This window comes from Maritalea sp. (assembly GCF_051251695.1).
Taxonomy (GTDB): Bacteria; Pseudomonadota; Alphaproteobacteria; order Rhizobiales; family Devosiaceae; genus Maritalea.
The window spans coordinates 33,651-49,442 of sequence record NZ_JBPOEU010000004.1; the positions used below are offsets into that span (position 1 = coordinate 33,651).

The 15,792-nt window shown below is 48.5% G+C and carries 15 protein-coding genes and 1 tRNA gene; 10 read left to right on the plus strand and 6 right to left on the minus strand.

The genetic code is table 11. The features are described 5' to 3' along the window. Window positions 1-35 precede the first annotated feature (35 nt). Together ACSHWX_RS02840 and ACSHWX_RS02845 are read left to right on the plus strand one after the other, a co-directional pair. Window positions 36-404 carry a hypothetical protein gene (locus tag ACSHWX_RS02840; RefSeq protein ID WP_435666673.1) on the plus strand — a complete coding sequence of 123 codons (369 nt, stop codon included), beginning with the start codon at window positions 36-38 and terminating at the stop codon, window positions 402-404. Continuing rightward, entirely contained in the window at window positions 401-1,969 is a 1,569-nt protein-coding gene (locus tag ACSHWX_RS02845; RefSeq protein ID WP_435666674.1) for a recombinase family protein, read from the plus strand. The genes ACSHWX_RS02840 and ACSHWX_RS02845 overlap by 4 nt, the downstream gene beginning before the upstream one ends. Here the strand turns inward: ACSHWX_RS02845 and ACSHWX_RS02850 are convergent. The 4 genes from ACSHWX_RS02850 to ACSHWX_RS02865 all read right to left on the minus strand — a co-directional run bounded on the left by ACSHWX_RS02850 (window position 1,932) and on the right by ACSHWX_RS02865 (window position 5,830). Next, window positions 1,932-2,008: transfer RNA gene (locus ACSHWX_RS02850), tRNA-Arg, on the minus strand. The two genes, ACSHWX_RS02845 and ACSHWX_RS02850, sit on opposite strands and share 38 nt — an antisense overlap. Window positions 2,009-2,145: 137 nt before the next feature. Then, window positions 2,146-3,573, minus strand: a complete 1,428-nt coding sequence (locus ACSHWX_RS02855) for a sensor histidine kinase (RefSeq protein ID WP_435666675.1) — start codon at window positions 3,571-3,573, stop codon at window positions 2,146-2,148. Between the two features lie 24 nt (window positions 3,574-3,597). Continuing rightward, the gene (locus ACSHWX_RS02860; RefSeq protein ID WP_435666676.1) at window positions 3,598-5,028 is read right to left on the minus strand and encodes a dihydrolipoyl dehydrogenase family protein; all 1,431 of its coding nucleotides are present in this window, start codon (window positions 5,026-5,028) and stop codon (window positions 3,598-3,600) included. 19 nt (window positions 5,029-5,047) lie between these two features. Beyond that, on the minus strand, window positions 5,048-5,830 hold the full coding sequence (locus tag ACSHWX_RS02865; protein ID WP_435666677.1) for a TVP38/TMEM64 family protein: 783 nt from the start codon (window positions 5,828-5,830) through the stop codon (window positions 5,048-5,050). Between the two features lie 327 nt (window positions 5,831-6,157). On the opposite strand from ACSHWX_RS02865, the gene rpmH reads away from it, so the two are divergent. From rpmH to yihA, 5 genes are all read left to right on the plus strand, one after another. Beyond that, the gene (gene rpmH / locus ACSHWX_RS02870) at window positions 6,158-6,292 is read left to right on the plus strand and encodes a 50S ribosomal protein L34 (protein WP_084633949.1); all 135 of its coding nucleotides are present in this window, start codon (window positions 6,158-6,160) and stop codon (window positions 6,290-6,292) included. A 54-nt stretch (window positions 6,293-6,346) separates the two neighbouring features. Then, window positions 6,347-6,709, plus strand: coding sequence for a ribonuclease P protein component (gene rnpA / locus ACSHWX_RS02875; RefSeq protein ID WP_435666678.1), 363 nt, complete (start codon window positions 6,347-6,349; stop codon window positions 6,707-6,709). Next, on the plus strand, window positions 6,706-8,529 hold the full coding sequence (yidC, locus tag ACSHWX_RS02880; RefSeq protein ID WP_435666679.1) for a membrane protein insertase YidC: 1,824 nt from the start codon (window positions 6,706-6,708) through the stop codon (window positions 8,527-8,529). Before rnpA ends, yidC begins: the two co-directional genes overlap by 4 nt. Before the next feature lie 85 nt (window positions 8,530-8,614). Further along, the gene (locus tag ACSHWX_RS02885) at window positions 8,615-9,250 is read left to right on the plus strand and encodes a CatB-related O-acetyltransferase (RefSeq protein WP_435666680.1); all 636 of its coding nucleotides are present in this window, start codon (window positions 8,615-8,617) and stop codon (window positions 9,248-9,250) included. Window positions 9,251-9,259: 9 nt separating this feature from the next. Further along, a complete protein-coding gene (gene yihA / locus ACSHWX_RS02890; protein WP_435666681.1) occupies window positions 9,260-9,889 on the plus strand; it encodes a ribosome biogenesis GTP-binding protein YihA/YsxC in 630 nt (209 codons plus the stop codon). Here the strand turns inward: yihA and ACSHWX_RS02895 are convergent. Further along, complete coding sequence (locus ACSHWX_RS02895) at window positions 9,886-12,576, minus strand: bifunctional diguanylate cyclase/phosphodiesterase (protein WP_435666682.1); 2,691 nt, start codon at window positions 12,574-12,576, stop codon at window positions 9,886-9,888. The genes yihA and ACSHWX_RS02895 overlap by 4 nt on opposite strands. 298 nt (window positions 12,577-12,874) lie before the next feature. On the opposite strand from ACSHWX_RS02895, the gene argB reads away from it, so the two are divergent. Then, window positions 12,875-13,780, plus strand: a complete 906-nt coding sequence (argB, locus tag ACSHWX_RS02900) for an acetylglutamate kinase (RefSeq protein WP_435666683.1) — start codon at window positions 12,875-12,877, stop codon at window positions 13,778-13,780. After that, window positions 13,780-14,463 carry a pyrimidine 5'-nucleotidase gene (locus ACSHWX_RS02905; RefSeq protein WP_435666684.1) on the plus strand — a complete coding sequence of 228 codons (684 nt, stop codon included), beginning with the start codon at window positions 13,780-13,782 and terminating at the stop codon, window positions 14,461-14,463. Before argB ends, ACSHWX_RS02905 begins: the two co-directional genes overlap by 1 nt. Window positions 14,464-14,471: 8 nt before the next feature. On the opposite strand, the gene ACSHWX_RS02910 is transcribed toward ACSHWX_RS02905, so the two are convergent. Further along, window positions 14,472-15,158, minus strand: coding sequence for a helix-turn-helix transcriptional regulator (locus ACSHWX_RS02910; protein WP_435666685.1), 687 nt, complete (start codon window positions 15,156-15,158; stop codon window positions 14,472-14,474). Window positions 15,159-15,235: 77 nt separating this feature from the next. Between ACSHWX_RS02910 and ACSHWX_RS02915 the strand changes: the two genes are divergently transcribed. Beyond that, window positions 15,236-15,535: a hypothetical protein gene (locus ACSHWX_RS02915; protein WP_435666686.1), complete on the plus strand. Its 300-nt coding sequence runs from the start codon at window positions 15,236-15,238 to the stop codon at window positions 15,533-15,535. Window positions 15,536-15,792: the final 257 nt, after the last annotated feature.

Sequence of the window (15,792 nt, forward strand, 5' to 3'; positions counted from 1 at the left end):
CCAAAGGAAGGCGAATATTGGAAAGGATTTGAGATTTGGAACGAGAGAACAAGAGTAGTCTGGAAAGACCTGAGGACACCACGACGCAAACCCACTTCTCGTCCCTTTCCATGGATTGGGAAGAGTTCGGTCATCATTTGGAAGATAGCGATCTTTCTGACGATCAAAAACGCGAGCTGATCGAAACCGTCTGGAACATCATGGCGGCCTTTGTTGATCTCGGGCTTGGCATTCATCCAATACAACAAGCGGCACCTGACGACTGTGGGCAGAATTTGGATTTGTTGGCGTTTATCTCCAACGAACAGCCAAAAATGTTAGAATCCAGCTCTCGGGAAAAGCAACAATTTGGCCAAGCAGCGGACGCTAAGCCATCCGCATCGAATGACGGGAGCTCAAAATGAACACCACAAACACAGATGAACAACCTTTGAGCGCGCTGATTTATTGCCGCGTGTCAGGCATCAAGCAAGCTGTCGAAGGTCATGGGTTAGAATCGCAAGAATCCAGATGCCGTGATTATGCACGGGACAAAGGCTATCTGGTTGAGGCTGTGTTCCCTGATGATGTGTCAGGCGGTGGGGACTTTGTAAAACGTCCTGGCATGGTTGCACTGCTCGCCTATCTAAAGGCACAGCCAGATAAAAACTACGTGGTGATATTCGACGATCTTAAACGCTTCGCTCGCGATACAGAGTTCCACTTTAAGCTGCGTCGCATGTTTGCAGAGCGCGGCGCTCGCGTTGAATGTCTCAATTTCAGATTCGAAGACTCGCCAGAAGGCAAATTCATTGAGACCATCATCGCTGCACAAGGTGAATTAGAGCGTCAGCAAAATGGTCGACAGGTGCTTCAAAAGATGAAAGCCCGCATGCAAAACGGTTATTGGTGTTTTCATGCGCCTTATGGATATAAATTTGACAATATAAAGGGGCATGGCAAGATCCTCGTCAGAGACGAACCAATGGCCTCGGTTATCACAGAAGCACTAGAGGGCTATGCATCAGGCAGATTAGCCTCACAATCAGAAGTGAAGCGTTTCCTTGAAAGCCAACCGATCTTCCCCAAGAACAAACGTAATGAAGTCCCTCAACAACGGGTCGTCGAGATTTTTGACCGGTATCTTTATGCAGGCGTCATTCACCATCCAAGATGGGACATAAATTATGTGCCAGGACAACATAAGGGGCTGGTGAGTTTAGAACTGTTTCAAAAGATACAGGAACGACGCCAAACAGCAGCATATGTCCCTGCGCGAAAAGACATCTCTAGTGACTTTCCGCTTCGCGGTTTTGTGGCCTGCAGTGACTGCAACAAGCCCTATACCGCCTGCTGGTCGAAAGGCAAAAACAAGAAATATCCCTACTACCTATGCGATACGAAGGGTTGCATTAGCTACCGCAAGTCTATTCCTCGTCAGCAAATAGAAGATGGGTTTGTGAAAATTTTGCAGGACATGAAACCCAGCCGCGAACTGTTCAAGCTCGCAAGAGCAGCATTCAAATCTATTTGGAACCAGCGCAGCAAACAAATCGAGCAAACACTGGAATCACTTAAATCCGAAGTCATCGCCACAGACAAACAAATTCAAAATCTATTGGACCGTATTATGTCGACAACCAACACAACCGTCATTACCGCGTACGAAAAGAAGATCAATGATTTGGAGCTTCAAATGTCTCTCGCCCAGGAAAGACTAGGCAATAGCGCCATTCCAAAAGGCAGGTTTGAGGATTTTATCGAACACGCACTCAATTTTCTTGCAAACCCCTACAAACTCTGGGAATCAGGCAAACCGCACTTGCAAAGCATGGTGCTTAGATTGGCGTTTTCCGAACATTTAGCCTATTGCAGAAAAGAAGGTTATCGAACACCAAAAACATCCTTACCATTCAGGATGTTAGGTCAAATTTCAACGTCAAATGTTGAAATGGTGCACCGGGGAAGATTCGAACTCCCGACCCCTTGATTCGTAGTCAAGTACTCTATCCAGCTGAGCTACCGGTGCATTTTCGACAATGGGTAGTTGCTACCCTCATCGGTGTGGCAAAGGCATATACCGGGCTGATTTGGAATGCAAGTGTCTCATTTAGTTCTTTTTTATTTTTATGTCATTTTCATGTACAAAATCTAATTGGGCGATGTTCATATGTGGTTTAGCGGCAAATCGATGGAAAATGTTGTTCCCTGCTCACTGTCCAAATATTTCAGCTTGCCGCCATGTGCTTCAGTGATTTCTTTGGCAATCACTAGCCCTAAACCTGTGCCACCGGCTTTGCCGGAACCATCGAAGGCGACAAATAGGTTGTCTTTAGCTCGTCGCGGAAGGCCCGGGCCGTTATCGCTGATCAAAATCTGGTGAAAATTGGCGTGGGTCTGGGTTTTGACGCTCACTGATTTGAGCCCGTCCGGCGCGTCATAGACTTCCAGTGCTTCGCGTGCATTTTTCAAAATATTGATAAACACGCGCGCGATTTGGTCCGGATCAACATAAATCACTACGTCATCTTCGACTTCATTTTGAAACTCAATCGAAGGATGCGAGCGAATGCCCGCGTCGATCGCCGATTCGTCGATCAATAGCCGAAGATCGGCATGCATGAATTTGGGTGGAAGCGTTTTTTGACGGCCGTAATCAAGCACAGACTGCGCGAAGTTAATTGCTCGGTCCAACGTTGTCACGAGACGCGGGGCGAGGCGTTGCACTTGGGGGTCTTCCAGTGTTGCCACCTGATCAGATAGAAGCTGAGCGGCGCTTAAAGTGTTGCGCAGATCATGATTGATTTTGGCAACGGCCAAACCCAGATCCGCTAGATGCTGTTTTTGGCGCAACATGGAAAAAATATCTGTTTCCATCATCGCAAGCTCTCGCTCGGCAATGCCAACTTCATCGCGCCGATTGGAGGGCGTGATGATCAAGTTCGCATCCTCGGGGGTTTTGCGAAAGGCGATCATATTCGCTGTCATTCGCCCAATGGGGCGCACTAAAAGACGGTTTAGGAAGAAGAAGATAACCGCAGCTGTGACGATCGCGACCAGCAAAGAAAGCCAGAAAATATTTCTTGAATAGGTCAGCATTTCTTCGCGAAGATTTGTTTCGCTCATCAACACTTCAACGATAATATCAGGCGCGTCAATTGGCGTACCAATGATGCGCATGGTTCGGTTGCTGCCGTTAAAAATGACGTCCAGTGCGCCGCTTATCAACTCAAGAGAGCCACGTTCGCGGGTGTCTGCCTTGATTACAGCGATTGGCATTGGCATATCCATGCGCTCGATCAATTGTGATTTGCCCCCCATACGCACAACAAGCGCTTCAGCTTGGGCAGATTTAAGCAGGTTGGAAATCATTTCTGGGGTGAGGTCCATCGCGTCTGGCACGGTTTCAATAACCCGCGCGGCAACACCAGCCACTTGAACCCGATCATCCAGCCAGCGAATGCGGAAATTGGCGACGGAGGGCAAATATATCACGACCTCCACGATCATAATCATTGCGATGATCATGGTAATGAGTTTGACGGAGAGGCCAAAAAGCGCGCGCTTATAGAATGAATTGACGTTACTAGACATACACCAACTATAGGCTGATTTTGATCAACCAAACAAACGGTTTAGTGACATCAGCCCTTTGAGCAGTGGGTTGTCCAGTTTATCCTTATAAAACTCGTAGCTAACGCGCTTGGTCACTTCAAATAATGTCGGATATGGCGAGATCATTTTAGTGAATGCGCCAATCTTATGGCCGTTCGCAATGGCAAACGCGTACATGTTAATCAACTCATCCGCATGCAATCCAACCGCACCAGCGCCTAAAATTTTCCCGGATTTGTCTGTTAGCACTTTTACCAACCCGTCGGTTTGGCGTTCGGCTCTCGCTCGGTCGTTTTCGTCAAAGCTCCAACGCAGTATTTTGAAATTATCGCCATATTTTTCACGGGCTTGATCTTCGTTCATGCCAACTTGAGCAATTGCGGGGTCAGTGTATGTTGCCCAGGGGATAATATTGATGTTCTGCTTCACCGGGATACCGAATAGTGCGTTGCGCACCACTAGACCTGCTTGATAGCCTGCAACATGGGTGAATTGCAGCCCACTCGCGACGTCACCAATTGCATAAATACGTCGGTTCGAGGTCTTAAGACCGCCGCCTATTTTTATGCCCTTGTTTGAGTGTTCGACTTCCGCTGCACCAAGGTTCAGTTTTTCAATATTTGGTACACGCCCGGCAGCGACCAGCAAATGCGTACCAACAATTGTCTCGACTTCACCAGCAGGCGTTTCCACTTTGACTGAAATGGCTTTTGCTTTCTTCGCGACTTCAATCACCTTGGTGTTGGCACGAATATCCACACCCTCGCGCCGAATATGGCGCAAAGCGATTTCGGTAAATTCTTTGTCGTCTTTGCCCAGCGGTTCAAACATCTCTAGAACCGTAACATTGCACCCAAGCCGCTGGTGGGCTTGTGCTAACTCCATACCAATGGGACCGCCCCCAATGATGATCAGGTCAGCCGGTTTACGACGTTGCTCAAAAATCGTCTCGTTTGTTAAATAAGGCACGTCAGACAGGCCCGGTACCGGTGGCACCATTGGGCGTGAGCCAGTTGCAATGACGAATCGGCGCGCCCGGATCAGCTCATCACCGACTATAACGGTCTTTTTGTCGACAAAGCTGGCTTCGCCCTCGATGACATTGACGCCCAAACCGCGAAATCGTTCGACCGAATCGTTGGGCGCGATGCCTGCAATAACTTGTTTGACGTGATCATTTACCCGACCGAAATTGGGCTTTGGCTCTTCGGCCTGAATACCAAATTCGGGGGCAGTGCGCATCAATTGCGCCCTGTTACCGGCAGCGATCAACGCTTTGGAGGGTATGCAGCCGGTGTTAAGGCAGTCGCCGCCCATTTTATCGCGCTCAATCAACACAACAGATGCGCCCAATTGGGCCGCCGCTGCTGCAACTGTAAGCCCGCCAGAACCGCCGCCGATCACACATAGATCGGGTTTCAAATAATCAGTCATTTATGCAAAGCCCTTTGAGTTAACTGGCAACTTTATTTGCGCGTAGTCGCTTAATCACAATCGGTAATAATGACACCAAACCTAGCACGGAAAATGCGATTAACAATTCGGTGGTAATCAGATCGCTTGGCGCAAGTGAAATACCGCAATCGGTGCCATTTGCCGCCATACAGTCAGCAAAGGCGCGAGATTGTGCTTGAACCAGCGAGGCGAGTCCCTCGCCTGCGTACGAATATGCGAAAGTACCCGGTGCTATGCCTGCAAGCGTCGTCCAGAAGAAAATTCGAAACGGAACGCCCAGAATCGCTGGCACGATATTGACCAATGTAAACGGAAACGCTGGAACAAGTCGCAAAAACAGCATGTAGCTGATGGCGTCCTCTTGCATCCCGGCGCGAAGTTTTTGGACAAAACCGCCAGCGCTTTCACGTAAATGAGCGCCCAAGGATGAGCTGGCTATCCAAAAAAGAATCGATGCGCCAATCGATGCAGCGAATATTGTTGTGAAGCCAGCGAGCCACCAGCCAAAGAAAATGCCACCGGCAATTGTGAGCACCCATGCCGCAGGAAATGATAGGGCCACTGCCGTTATGTAAATCAACGCGTAGAGTGCAATGGCCAGCAAAAAGTTGTCTGAGATGTAAGACTGCAATTGCTCATAATTGCCAACAAGTGCTTCCACCGAAAGAACTTTATAGGCACCCGAAAACGCAATTGCCGCTATGAGGACGCCAAAAATTGCCAGTGGCACCCAACGGCTCCAGCTTTTTGTTGACGATTTTTGTTGCTCACTATTTTTCATTTGTGCTCTACAATACTATTGTTGTTTAGACGCAACATAGCGACAAAACGTGAAAAGTCTTTATGGCCTCACCCGAATTTTACAGCATGTGAACACAGGCTCAATTCCGCGTGATGGACATGTCGCCAAAAATGAAGATGATATGCACTGATCTTTCAGGGCTTTGAGATTGACTTAACCTCGTATTTTGCATATACACCGCGCAACTCGGCCGCAAAATTGTGGTGCGACAGCATTTTTGCATGGCGTACCGTAAATTCATTTGATGGCATACATGTAATTCTAATTCGAGAGGAGCAGTGCCCCGAACGGCATTGTGATTGAGCAATGAAGCGTACCTTTCAGCCAAGTAATCTTGTGCGTACTCGTCGTCACGGTTTCCGTGCACGCATGGCAACAAAAAACGGCCGCAAAATTTTGAACGCACGCCGCGCACGCGGTCGCAAGCGTTTGTCTGCGTAAATTGTTTTTGTGACCCGGTCGATAAAATTGGGTCAAAACATTGCAGGTGGATCAATGCGCCGTCTAAAAAACCGGTCGCAGTTTTTACAAGCCGCGCGAGGACTGAAATCTGTCCGGCGCGGCTTTGTGCTGCAAGCAACTACGTGTGATGATGGAGAGCCCGGGATCGGGTTTACTGTTACCAAACGCGTTGGGAACGCGCCGGAGCGCAACCGCATAAAACGCCGACTTCGCGCTTTGTGCGACGAATTGGCACCAAAATTCCAGCCTAATTATAACTATGTATTGATTGGGCGCAAAGAAGCGCTACATGAACCCTTTAGCCTTTTACAAAAAGGCTTGGGTGAAGCGATCGACAAAATTCACAGTCCGCGCAAATCAAAAGCGGACTTAGGGGAGCGGAAAGCAAAGTCATGAATGGTGAAGGCCGCAATTATATCGTAGCGATCGGCTTGTCGATCTTAGTGTTGGTTGGGTGGCAATTTTTTGTCGCAGGACCACAGCTCGAAAAAACACAACAACAAGCCCAGGTTGCTGCAGAACAGGCACAAAGCGAAGCCACAGCAGATTTACCAACGCCAGGTACCGCGAGCGATGGCACAGCAATTGCAACATCCTCAGCTTCTCTTGTTGGTACGCGTGACGAAGTGATCGCTGCTGGTGACCGCGTTGAAATTTCCACCGTGGCCCTTACCGGATCGATCAACTTAAAAGGTGGTCGCCTGGATGATCTGCGGTTGAAGCGCTACCAAGAAACCATTGAAGATGACAGTCCTATCATCACATTGTTTTCACCCCAAGGCACACCTGAACCTTATTATTCTGAGCAAGGTTGGGTTGGTGCTGCAGGATCCACCGCAACATTGCCAAATTCAGATAGTGTTTGGACGGTTGAAGGAAATCCAACTTTAAGCGCCAGCGCACCCGTAACACTTAGTTTTGACAATGGCGAAGGTCTTGTTTTCAAGCGCACCTTTGAGGTTGACGAGAACTATTTGTTCACGGTCAAGCAAAGTGTTCAAAACAGCACTGGCGGCGACATCGCGCTTTACCCCTACTCATATGTGACCCGCCAAGAAACACCACAAACATCTGGCTTCTTCATTCTGCATGAGGGACCAATTGGTGTGTTGGGCGACGCGAACCTTGTTGAACTGGGCTATAAAGACCTTGTTGAGGATAGTCGCAAAGATTATGAGGCCACCGGTGGCTGGCTCGGCTTTACCGACAAATACTGGGCCTCAGCGGTTTTTCCTGAAGCAAACACCCCAATCAACGCACGCTTCTCGTACAAAAAAGCTGATGCTCGTGACACCTATCAAACAAGCTATGTTGGCCGCGAGCCGCTCGTTGTTGGTGCAGGTGCGACGACTGAACATAAAAGCTTTATTTATGCAGGCGCGAAAGTTGAGAGCATCATCGATTCGTATGAAAGAGGCATGGGCATCGATCGGTTAGAATTACTGATCGATTGGGGTTGGTTCCACTTCATCACCAAACCTCTTTTCTATGTCATTCGCTCTCTGAACGAAGTTTTGGGCAATTTCGGTTTGGCTATTCTGGCTGTGACCGTGATGATCAAAATCTTGTTCTTCTGGTTCGCAAATAAATCATACGCATCTATGGCTGGCATGAAAAAAGTTCAGCCTGAAATGAAGGAAATTCAAGAGCGGCACAAAGAAGACCGCATGGCCCAACAACAGGCCATGATGGAATTGTATAAGCGCGAGAAGATCAACCCAATGAGTGGGTGTTGGCCGGTGCTTATTCAAATTCCGGTGTTCTTTTCATTATATAAAGTGCTATTCGTTACCATCGAAATGCGCCATGCACCGTTCTTTGGCTGGATCCAGGATTTGGCTGCGCCCGATCCCACCAACCTGTTTAATCTTTTTGGATTGATACCGGTTGATCCAACATCGCTTCCGCTTATTGGTGGTTTTTTGGTAATCGGCGCATGGCCATTGATCATGGGTATCACCATGTTCGTGCAAATGCGTTTGAACCCTCCACCAGCTGATGCGACCCAAGCAGCTATTTTCGCATGGATGCCGGTGATCTTTACCTTCATGCTCGCAGGTTTCCCTGCTGGCTTGGTGATCTATTGGGCGTGGAACAACTTCTTGTCCATCTGTCAGCAATATTTCATCATGAAGCGCCACGGCGCGGATGTGGATATTATTGGCAATATTTTGGCGACATTTAAGAAAAAATCGCCAGAAGGCGACGCCAAATAATCCTTAGGGTTTTCGATAGACCCAAAAAGATTTGATGTTTAAGATCGCGCTGTTTTCACAGCGCGATTTTTTTTTGGGTGTTCACATGTATGGTCCTGATCCTGACAACCCGACGCCATTGCCCGGCGTCGATCAATTGGTGTTTCTAAAGAATTTCATCACTCGAGACAGTATTTCGGTCGGGGACTACACTTATTATGATGATGTGGAACATGCGACAGAATTTGAAACGCGCAATGTCCTTTATCACTATGACTTTGTCGGCGACCGACTGGTGATCGGGAAATATTGCTCGCTGGCGACGGGCTGTACATTTTTGATGAATGGGGCAAACCATCCCCTCTCTTCCTTTTCAACCTTTCCGTTCGCGATATTTCAAAATGGTTGGGGAGATGGCGACGTGGCGCAATTGGCCGAACAACACCGTGGCGACACCGTCGTCGGGAACGACGTCTGGATCGGACGGGATGCGTGTATTCTGCCGGGTGTCAAAATCGGAGATGGTGCAATCATCGGCGCAAAAGCTGTCGTGAGCAAAGACGTGCCACCTTATACCGTTGTTGTGGGCAACCCGGCTAAGGCTGTTCGACAACGGTTTGACGATAAAACGGTCACTAAACTGCTGGAAATCAGTTGGTGGGACTGGTCACCAGAAAAAATCACCACAAATCTTCATATGATCACCAATGCAGACCTAGACGGGATGATCAATGCCGTATAGACCGCACGGATGACTGAATTTAGCTCTGCAGAAATTGAAGCTGGCCGCCTTTTGTTTGCCCGACCTTGGCAATTCATCAAGGGGTGCGTGCGCGTTGACGACCTCCCTCCCGGCGACCGTTTGGAAATTGCTTTTGCTGGCAGATCAAATGTGGGTAAGTCGTCGCTCATCAACGCACTAACAGGCCGGGTGAACTTGGCCCGGACGTCCAATACGCCAGGGCGCACGCAAGAGCTGAATATTTTTGAGGCAGACAATGCGCCGATGCGCGTTGTTGATATGCCCGGTTATGGTTTTGCAAAAGCACCCAAAAAGATCGTTGAGAAATGGACGCGCCTCATCCATTCCTATCTAAAGGGCCGCGCGACCTTGCGCCGGGTGTTTGTGCTTATTGATGGACGGCATGGCCCCAAGCCCGCCGACATCACCGTGATGAACGAATTGGACGGTGCAGCCGTTTCGTATCAGATCGTTTTGACCAAAGCAGATAAGCCAAAGGTTGAAGAGTTGGAAAAGGTTAAATTGCAGACTGCGCAAATCATTTCCAAACACCCAGCAGCACACCCAGAGATGTTGGTCACTTCGTCTGAAAAAGGCTACGGCATCGATATATTGCGGGCAACAATTGCGCAGTTTTAGCCTGTACAATTAGACTTACTTTTCGACCAAGTATATTTAGACAAGAAATGCCTCAAGTCCGGCGCCGCCATTGGTTTGGCATAAAGGTAGCCTTGCAACTCGTCGACCCCAAGCTCGCGCAAGATATCGGCTTGCTCTTGTGTTTCCACGCCTTCGGCCAAAACTCGAATGCCCAATGACTTGCCCATATCAATCATTGACTTGACGAGGCGTCGTTGATCAACGGCCTCTGCGATTGAGGAAACAAATTGCCGATCGATTTTGATCCGGTTTGGTTGCAAATTGAGCAACCCAACAATCGACGCGTGACCGGTGCCAAAATCATCAATATCGATGTCGATGCCCATGGCTTTGATCTGGGCCAAATTTTTATCGATCACGTTGTCGCTTTCATCCAAGAAGATTGATTCAAGCAATTCAAATGTGATCCGTCCGGGTTCAATATCCAGCTCCCTTAATCGACGAACAAGGTTATCATCGCGCAACCTTGGTGACGAAATATTGACGGAAGCTTTTTCTACATGGACACCCTGCTCGTCCCAATATTTAAAGTCGTTCAAAACAGCGGTTAAAATCTCATGGTCAATTTCATCAACGACACTAATGTCTTCAGCGACTTTGAGGAATTCGAACGGGCCGAGTATGCCTTTATCCGGATGGTCCCAACGCGCTAGCGCTTCCACACCAATGACTTCACAAGTATTCGCGTCGAACTGAGGTTGATAGAATGGCACAAACTGGCCAAGCTCTAGTCCCCAAAGGATTTCTTCGGCAACCTCACGCGCCTTAACAATGCGTTCTTGCTGTTCATTTGAAAAGAACTCGAAGCAATTGCGGCCGCACTCTTTTGCCCGATACAGTGCAATATCGGATTGCACCATCAAATCATTTAGGTTTGAGCTACCGGCCTTCGCATGAGCAATTCCCATGCTCGCGCCGAACCGACACGGTTGGCCTTCATACATCACCGGCTCTTTGAGTGCCTCAATGATGCCTTCTGCAAGGGTTGCCAGTTCCGCCTTATCAAAGGGACGTTTTACCATAACGACGAATTCGTCGCCGCCAATCCGTGCCACGAAATCTCTTTCATCGACGCTTTGCAACAGAACCTGCGCAACATGTTTAAGCGTGGCATCACCCGCCAAGTGACCCAATGTGTCGTTGATTTGCTTAAACCTATCCAAGTCAACCACCAGCATGGCGACAGGGTCACTTTTATGTGCCGATTTAGCAAATTGCTCGATGGTTTGGTCAAGGAAACGACGATTGGGCAAATCAGTCAACGCATCATGCAATGCAATATATTCAATACGTTTCTGCATTTGTTGCAGCTCGACATTTTTACTTTCGGCCAACCGCTTTGATGAAAGCAATTCATCGCGCATTTTAACATCTTCGGTGATGTCCCAATTCACCCCAACCATTTTAGGGTCACTGCCGTAAGGATGGTAATATGCACAACGAGACTGTAAGTGACGCGTTGTGCCATCGGGCAGGACAATCCGAAACTCAGTGTTTAGTTGAGATTTCTCATCGATAGCCTTCCCGAAGGAAGACATTACACGTTCAAGGTCATCAGTGTGTAAGGCTTCGGTGAATGCATCCGCGGGAACTGTAGCCCCTTCAGACTCCCACCCAAACAGCAAGGTCGTGCGTTTATCCCAATAGCGTTCACCCGTTGTCAGGTTAGCTTCCCAAACCCCAACATTGGACGACGCAAGGGCAATGTTCAGCCGCTCTGAAATCAGTCCAATTTTTTGCTCCCGTTCAGCCAATTCTTTGTTCTTCAATGCGCGTTGGCGCATGAGGTGGCCAGAATAAGCGGACGGAATAAAAATCAAAATGCCCGCGAGGAACATAATCATCCGTACTGAAAACAGGTCCGGTTCGTAAGCGTCCCACCCGCCCCTTGGTTGGGCAAGCATTTTCCAAGAGCCGCTTGGAAGTGCAACATTCAAAACAACAGACCTTGGGTCATCGCGTATATCTGGTCCGAAGAACACCCGACCGGCCTGACCGGCCTGACCGGGCTTTTCGTTGGAAACTAACGAAACTTCAACCGGCATACTTTCATCCAACAACCCGCTATTTTCATAGAGCTTTTGCACGTCAATTACGGCGGAAACAATGCCCCAAAACCTTCGGCTGCCATCGCTTGAGCGGATAAACACAGGGTAGCGACCAATGAAACCTTGCCCACCTTGCACCAAATCTATTGGGCCGGCCAAAATTAGCTTTCCGCTATCGCGCGCGCGTAAAGCCGCCTCAAACTGTGCTGGGTTTTGATTGTAATCAAGACCGATTGCTTGCTCGTTGCCACTAATCGGATAGATCATGGAAATGACAAGATTTGGCGCACCCGCAACTATCGTTAGCTCGGAATGGTCACCAAAAAGGTCAGACAGCAGAGATTCGAATTCGGGCTGAGTTGTGTTGGGACGGGCAGAAAGAACCGATACAACGCCGCGCACCAATTGAAGATTGGAATTGATCTTCCCTTCCAAACGCGACTGTAAAACACTGGCATTGCCGATAACTTCTTCACGAAGCGAGTGTTCTTGGATAGCGCCAGATTGGTACTCAGTATACTGCCAAAAACAAATGGTCAGGACGAGGGCAATTATCGCCGGAGTGTTTGTAACATTCCATACATGAAGTTTTATGAAGGTTAGAATTCGTTCTGTCATAATTGCCTGTGAACTCATTCAGATTATTATGTTCTAACTTTAACGGTGAAAAGATTAACGTTCAATTTAACAGAAACACCTAAAAGAACCGCAAAAATGCTTTAAATACTGATGCCTGAAGTTCAACTGTGAAGTCTCTTCTTGCCTGGTGGCGTTATACTTTGCTCACTGCCTAGCGTATTTTACATTCTTATCGCATCATCTACGCGCTAAAAATTTTCATTGCAGATCAAGACAAGACATCGATTTTTGTTTATGGGTGACATTGACTTCCGGAACGTATTTGAGAATTTGCCCCATGATAGACAAAACAAGAGAAGCCGCGATTTTGGCTCAAGCCCTGCCCTATATGTTGCGATATGGGCATAGGGTTGTCGTTGTTAAATATGGTGGACATGCCATGGGGAACCCCGAACTTTCACGCGCTTTTGCGCGGGATATTGTTTTGCTCCGCCAGTCCGGCGTTATGCCCATCGTGGTGCATGGCGGCGGTCCGCAAATTGGCAAAATGCTCGACCGACTAAACATCAAATCCGAATTTAAAGATGGCTTGCGGGTCACGGACCGCGCCACTGTAGATATCGTGGAAATGGTGCTCGCGGGTGCGATCAACAAGCAAATTGTTACCGCTATTACCCAAGAGGGCGGACGGGCGATTGGTCTTTGTGGCAAGGACGCGGGCATGGTGCAAGCGCGCAAGCTCACCCGCACATCAATGGATCCAGACAGCAATATTGAGCGGATCATCGATTTGGGATTTGTAGGTCAACCCGAACACGTAAACCCCGAAATCCTGCATCGTTTGATCGGCGAAGAGATTATTCCAGTGATCGCGCCGATCGCTGCGGGTAAAAATGGGGATACATTTAACATCAACGCTGACACCTTTGCTGGCGCGATTGCATCTGCCATGGACGCCAAGCGCTTCCTCTTATTGACCGACGTCGAAGGCGTTTTGGACAAAGACGGTAAGTTGATCCCTGACATGGATGTAGAAGGCGCGCAAAAGCTGATTAAAGATGGGGTTGCTAAAGGCGGCATGATCCCAAAATTGGAAACAGCGATCGACGCTGTTGAAAGCGGCGTAGAAGGCGTGGTGATCGTGAATGGCAAAACAGAACACGCGGTTTTGTTGGAACTGTTCACAGAACATGGCGCGGGAACGCTTATTCATCACAACGATGATGATCGGGAGGAATGCTAATGCCATTGGCGGACATTCAATATTGGGTTTTTGATTTGGACAACACGCTTTATCCGCGTGAATGCCAACTCTTCGCGCAAATCGATAAACTGATCACCGCCTATGTTGCAGATGTTACCGGATTGGAACCGATACCAGCTCGCCAATTGCAGAAAGAATTCTTCGGCCAATATGGCACCACTTTGCGGGGATTAATGGCCACTCGTGATATCGACCCGCACCATTTCCTATCAAAGGTCCATGACATTGATTACAGTCCGGTGAAGCCAGACCCCGCTTTGATGGCCGCTATTCGCGCTCTTCCGGGCAAAAAGCTGATTTTTACAAATGCCGACACCAAACACGCAGAAGCTGTAATTGATCGGCTTGGCGGCAATGATGTATTTGACGGCATTTTTGATGTTGTCGATGCCGATTTGGAACCGAAACCGTTCCTTGGACCCTATGAAAAATTCCTCAGGGACCATCATGTGGAGGCAAAAGCCGCTGCAATGTTTGAAGACATGGAAAAAAATCTCCTCACCGCCCATCAACTGGGTATGCGCACGGTGCATGTTGTGCCAAGCGCTGATTTTATAGATGATAGTCTTGAGGCGTTCGAGCTGGAGCGCAAAGATGATCACGACCATATTCATCACGTAACAGACGACCTTGCAGGATTTCTCAAGCCTTTCGCAGCTTAGCGTTCATGTTAACGGCTTTGCGACATGCTCCCATGGTAGTCCTCTAACGTTTGACCGGGCAATTGGCTGAAACGCTCATCGATTGGCTGGAGTTTACTAAACCGGTCCAGTCGAAATTCGCGGAATCCTCTGCGGGTTTCACACCATGCCGTCAATAGCCAGATAGGGCCGAAACTGATCAGACCAAGTGGTCTAAGGATGCGTTTGGTCTCTGTTTCCGAAAGACTGAGATAGGTCACATTCAACTTTGTGCATTTTTCAATTGACCGTCGCGCCAGCGCAATACGCGATTTTAATTTCTCGGTGCCGCTCGCTGGATAGGCGAGTAAGTGATTGCGCTCTAGCTTCTTTTGATGCGTTTCGGGCAAAACCGACTTAACTTTCTCCAGCGCCTCCTTTGCAGCCACGGCCATTGCATGATCGGCTAAGTTGGCCACTGCTCGCGCGCCAAAGGCCAAAGCTTCGAGTTGTTCAAATGTGAATGTCATCGGCGGCACATCAAATTCGTCCCGTAGCATAAACCCAACACCAGCCTCTGAATCAATCGGCGCACCCGATGCTACAAGGTGCGCCATGTCCCGATATATCGAACGCTTAGACGTTTCCAGCTTGTTGGCGATTTGCAACGCGGTCATTGCCCCGTTTGCTTGCCGCATGATTTGGATAATTCTGAACAATCGTTCTGCTCGGCGCATTTATTTCTCCATTGTGGCCACAAGGGTGGCAACAGGGTCATGATAGTTCCACTCCATCAACAATGGAAAGAGACAAAATGACCAATCATGTTTTCGAACTCGTTACGTTCAAAGTTAAAGATCCAGAGCAAACTAAATTGGCGCGACGCGATGCACTTGCTGCGGCTAAAAAACTACCTGGCTTCGTAAAAGCGACCGCTTTAATCAACCACGAAGACCCAACTCAATTCGCTGACCTTGTTGAGTGGGAAAGCATTGAAGACGCTAAGTCCGCGGCAGAAATGGTAATGAAAATACCTGAATTTGCGCCAATGATGGAACAGATTGAAACCGTTGAGGGCATGAACCATTTCAACATCGAACATGTGGTTGAATAGCCTGATGTTCTCCAGAGCCTGAACTGCTCAGGACGTCATTGACAGGCCTCAACATGGTTGCATGGTGCAACCATGTTGAGGCATACTGAAATTGATCAAATCCGTTTATCATCTCGCATTATCGTGCGAGAGTTGGGTTTCCTAAACAAAGGACTTGCTAGTACGGAATTGACCCAGCAGAAGCCCATGCGATTGTTGAAATTGGTAGCCTAAGCGAAAAAGAGCTGATTGAACGGCACAGACCCGGCAAAGCCGAG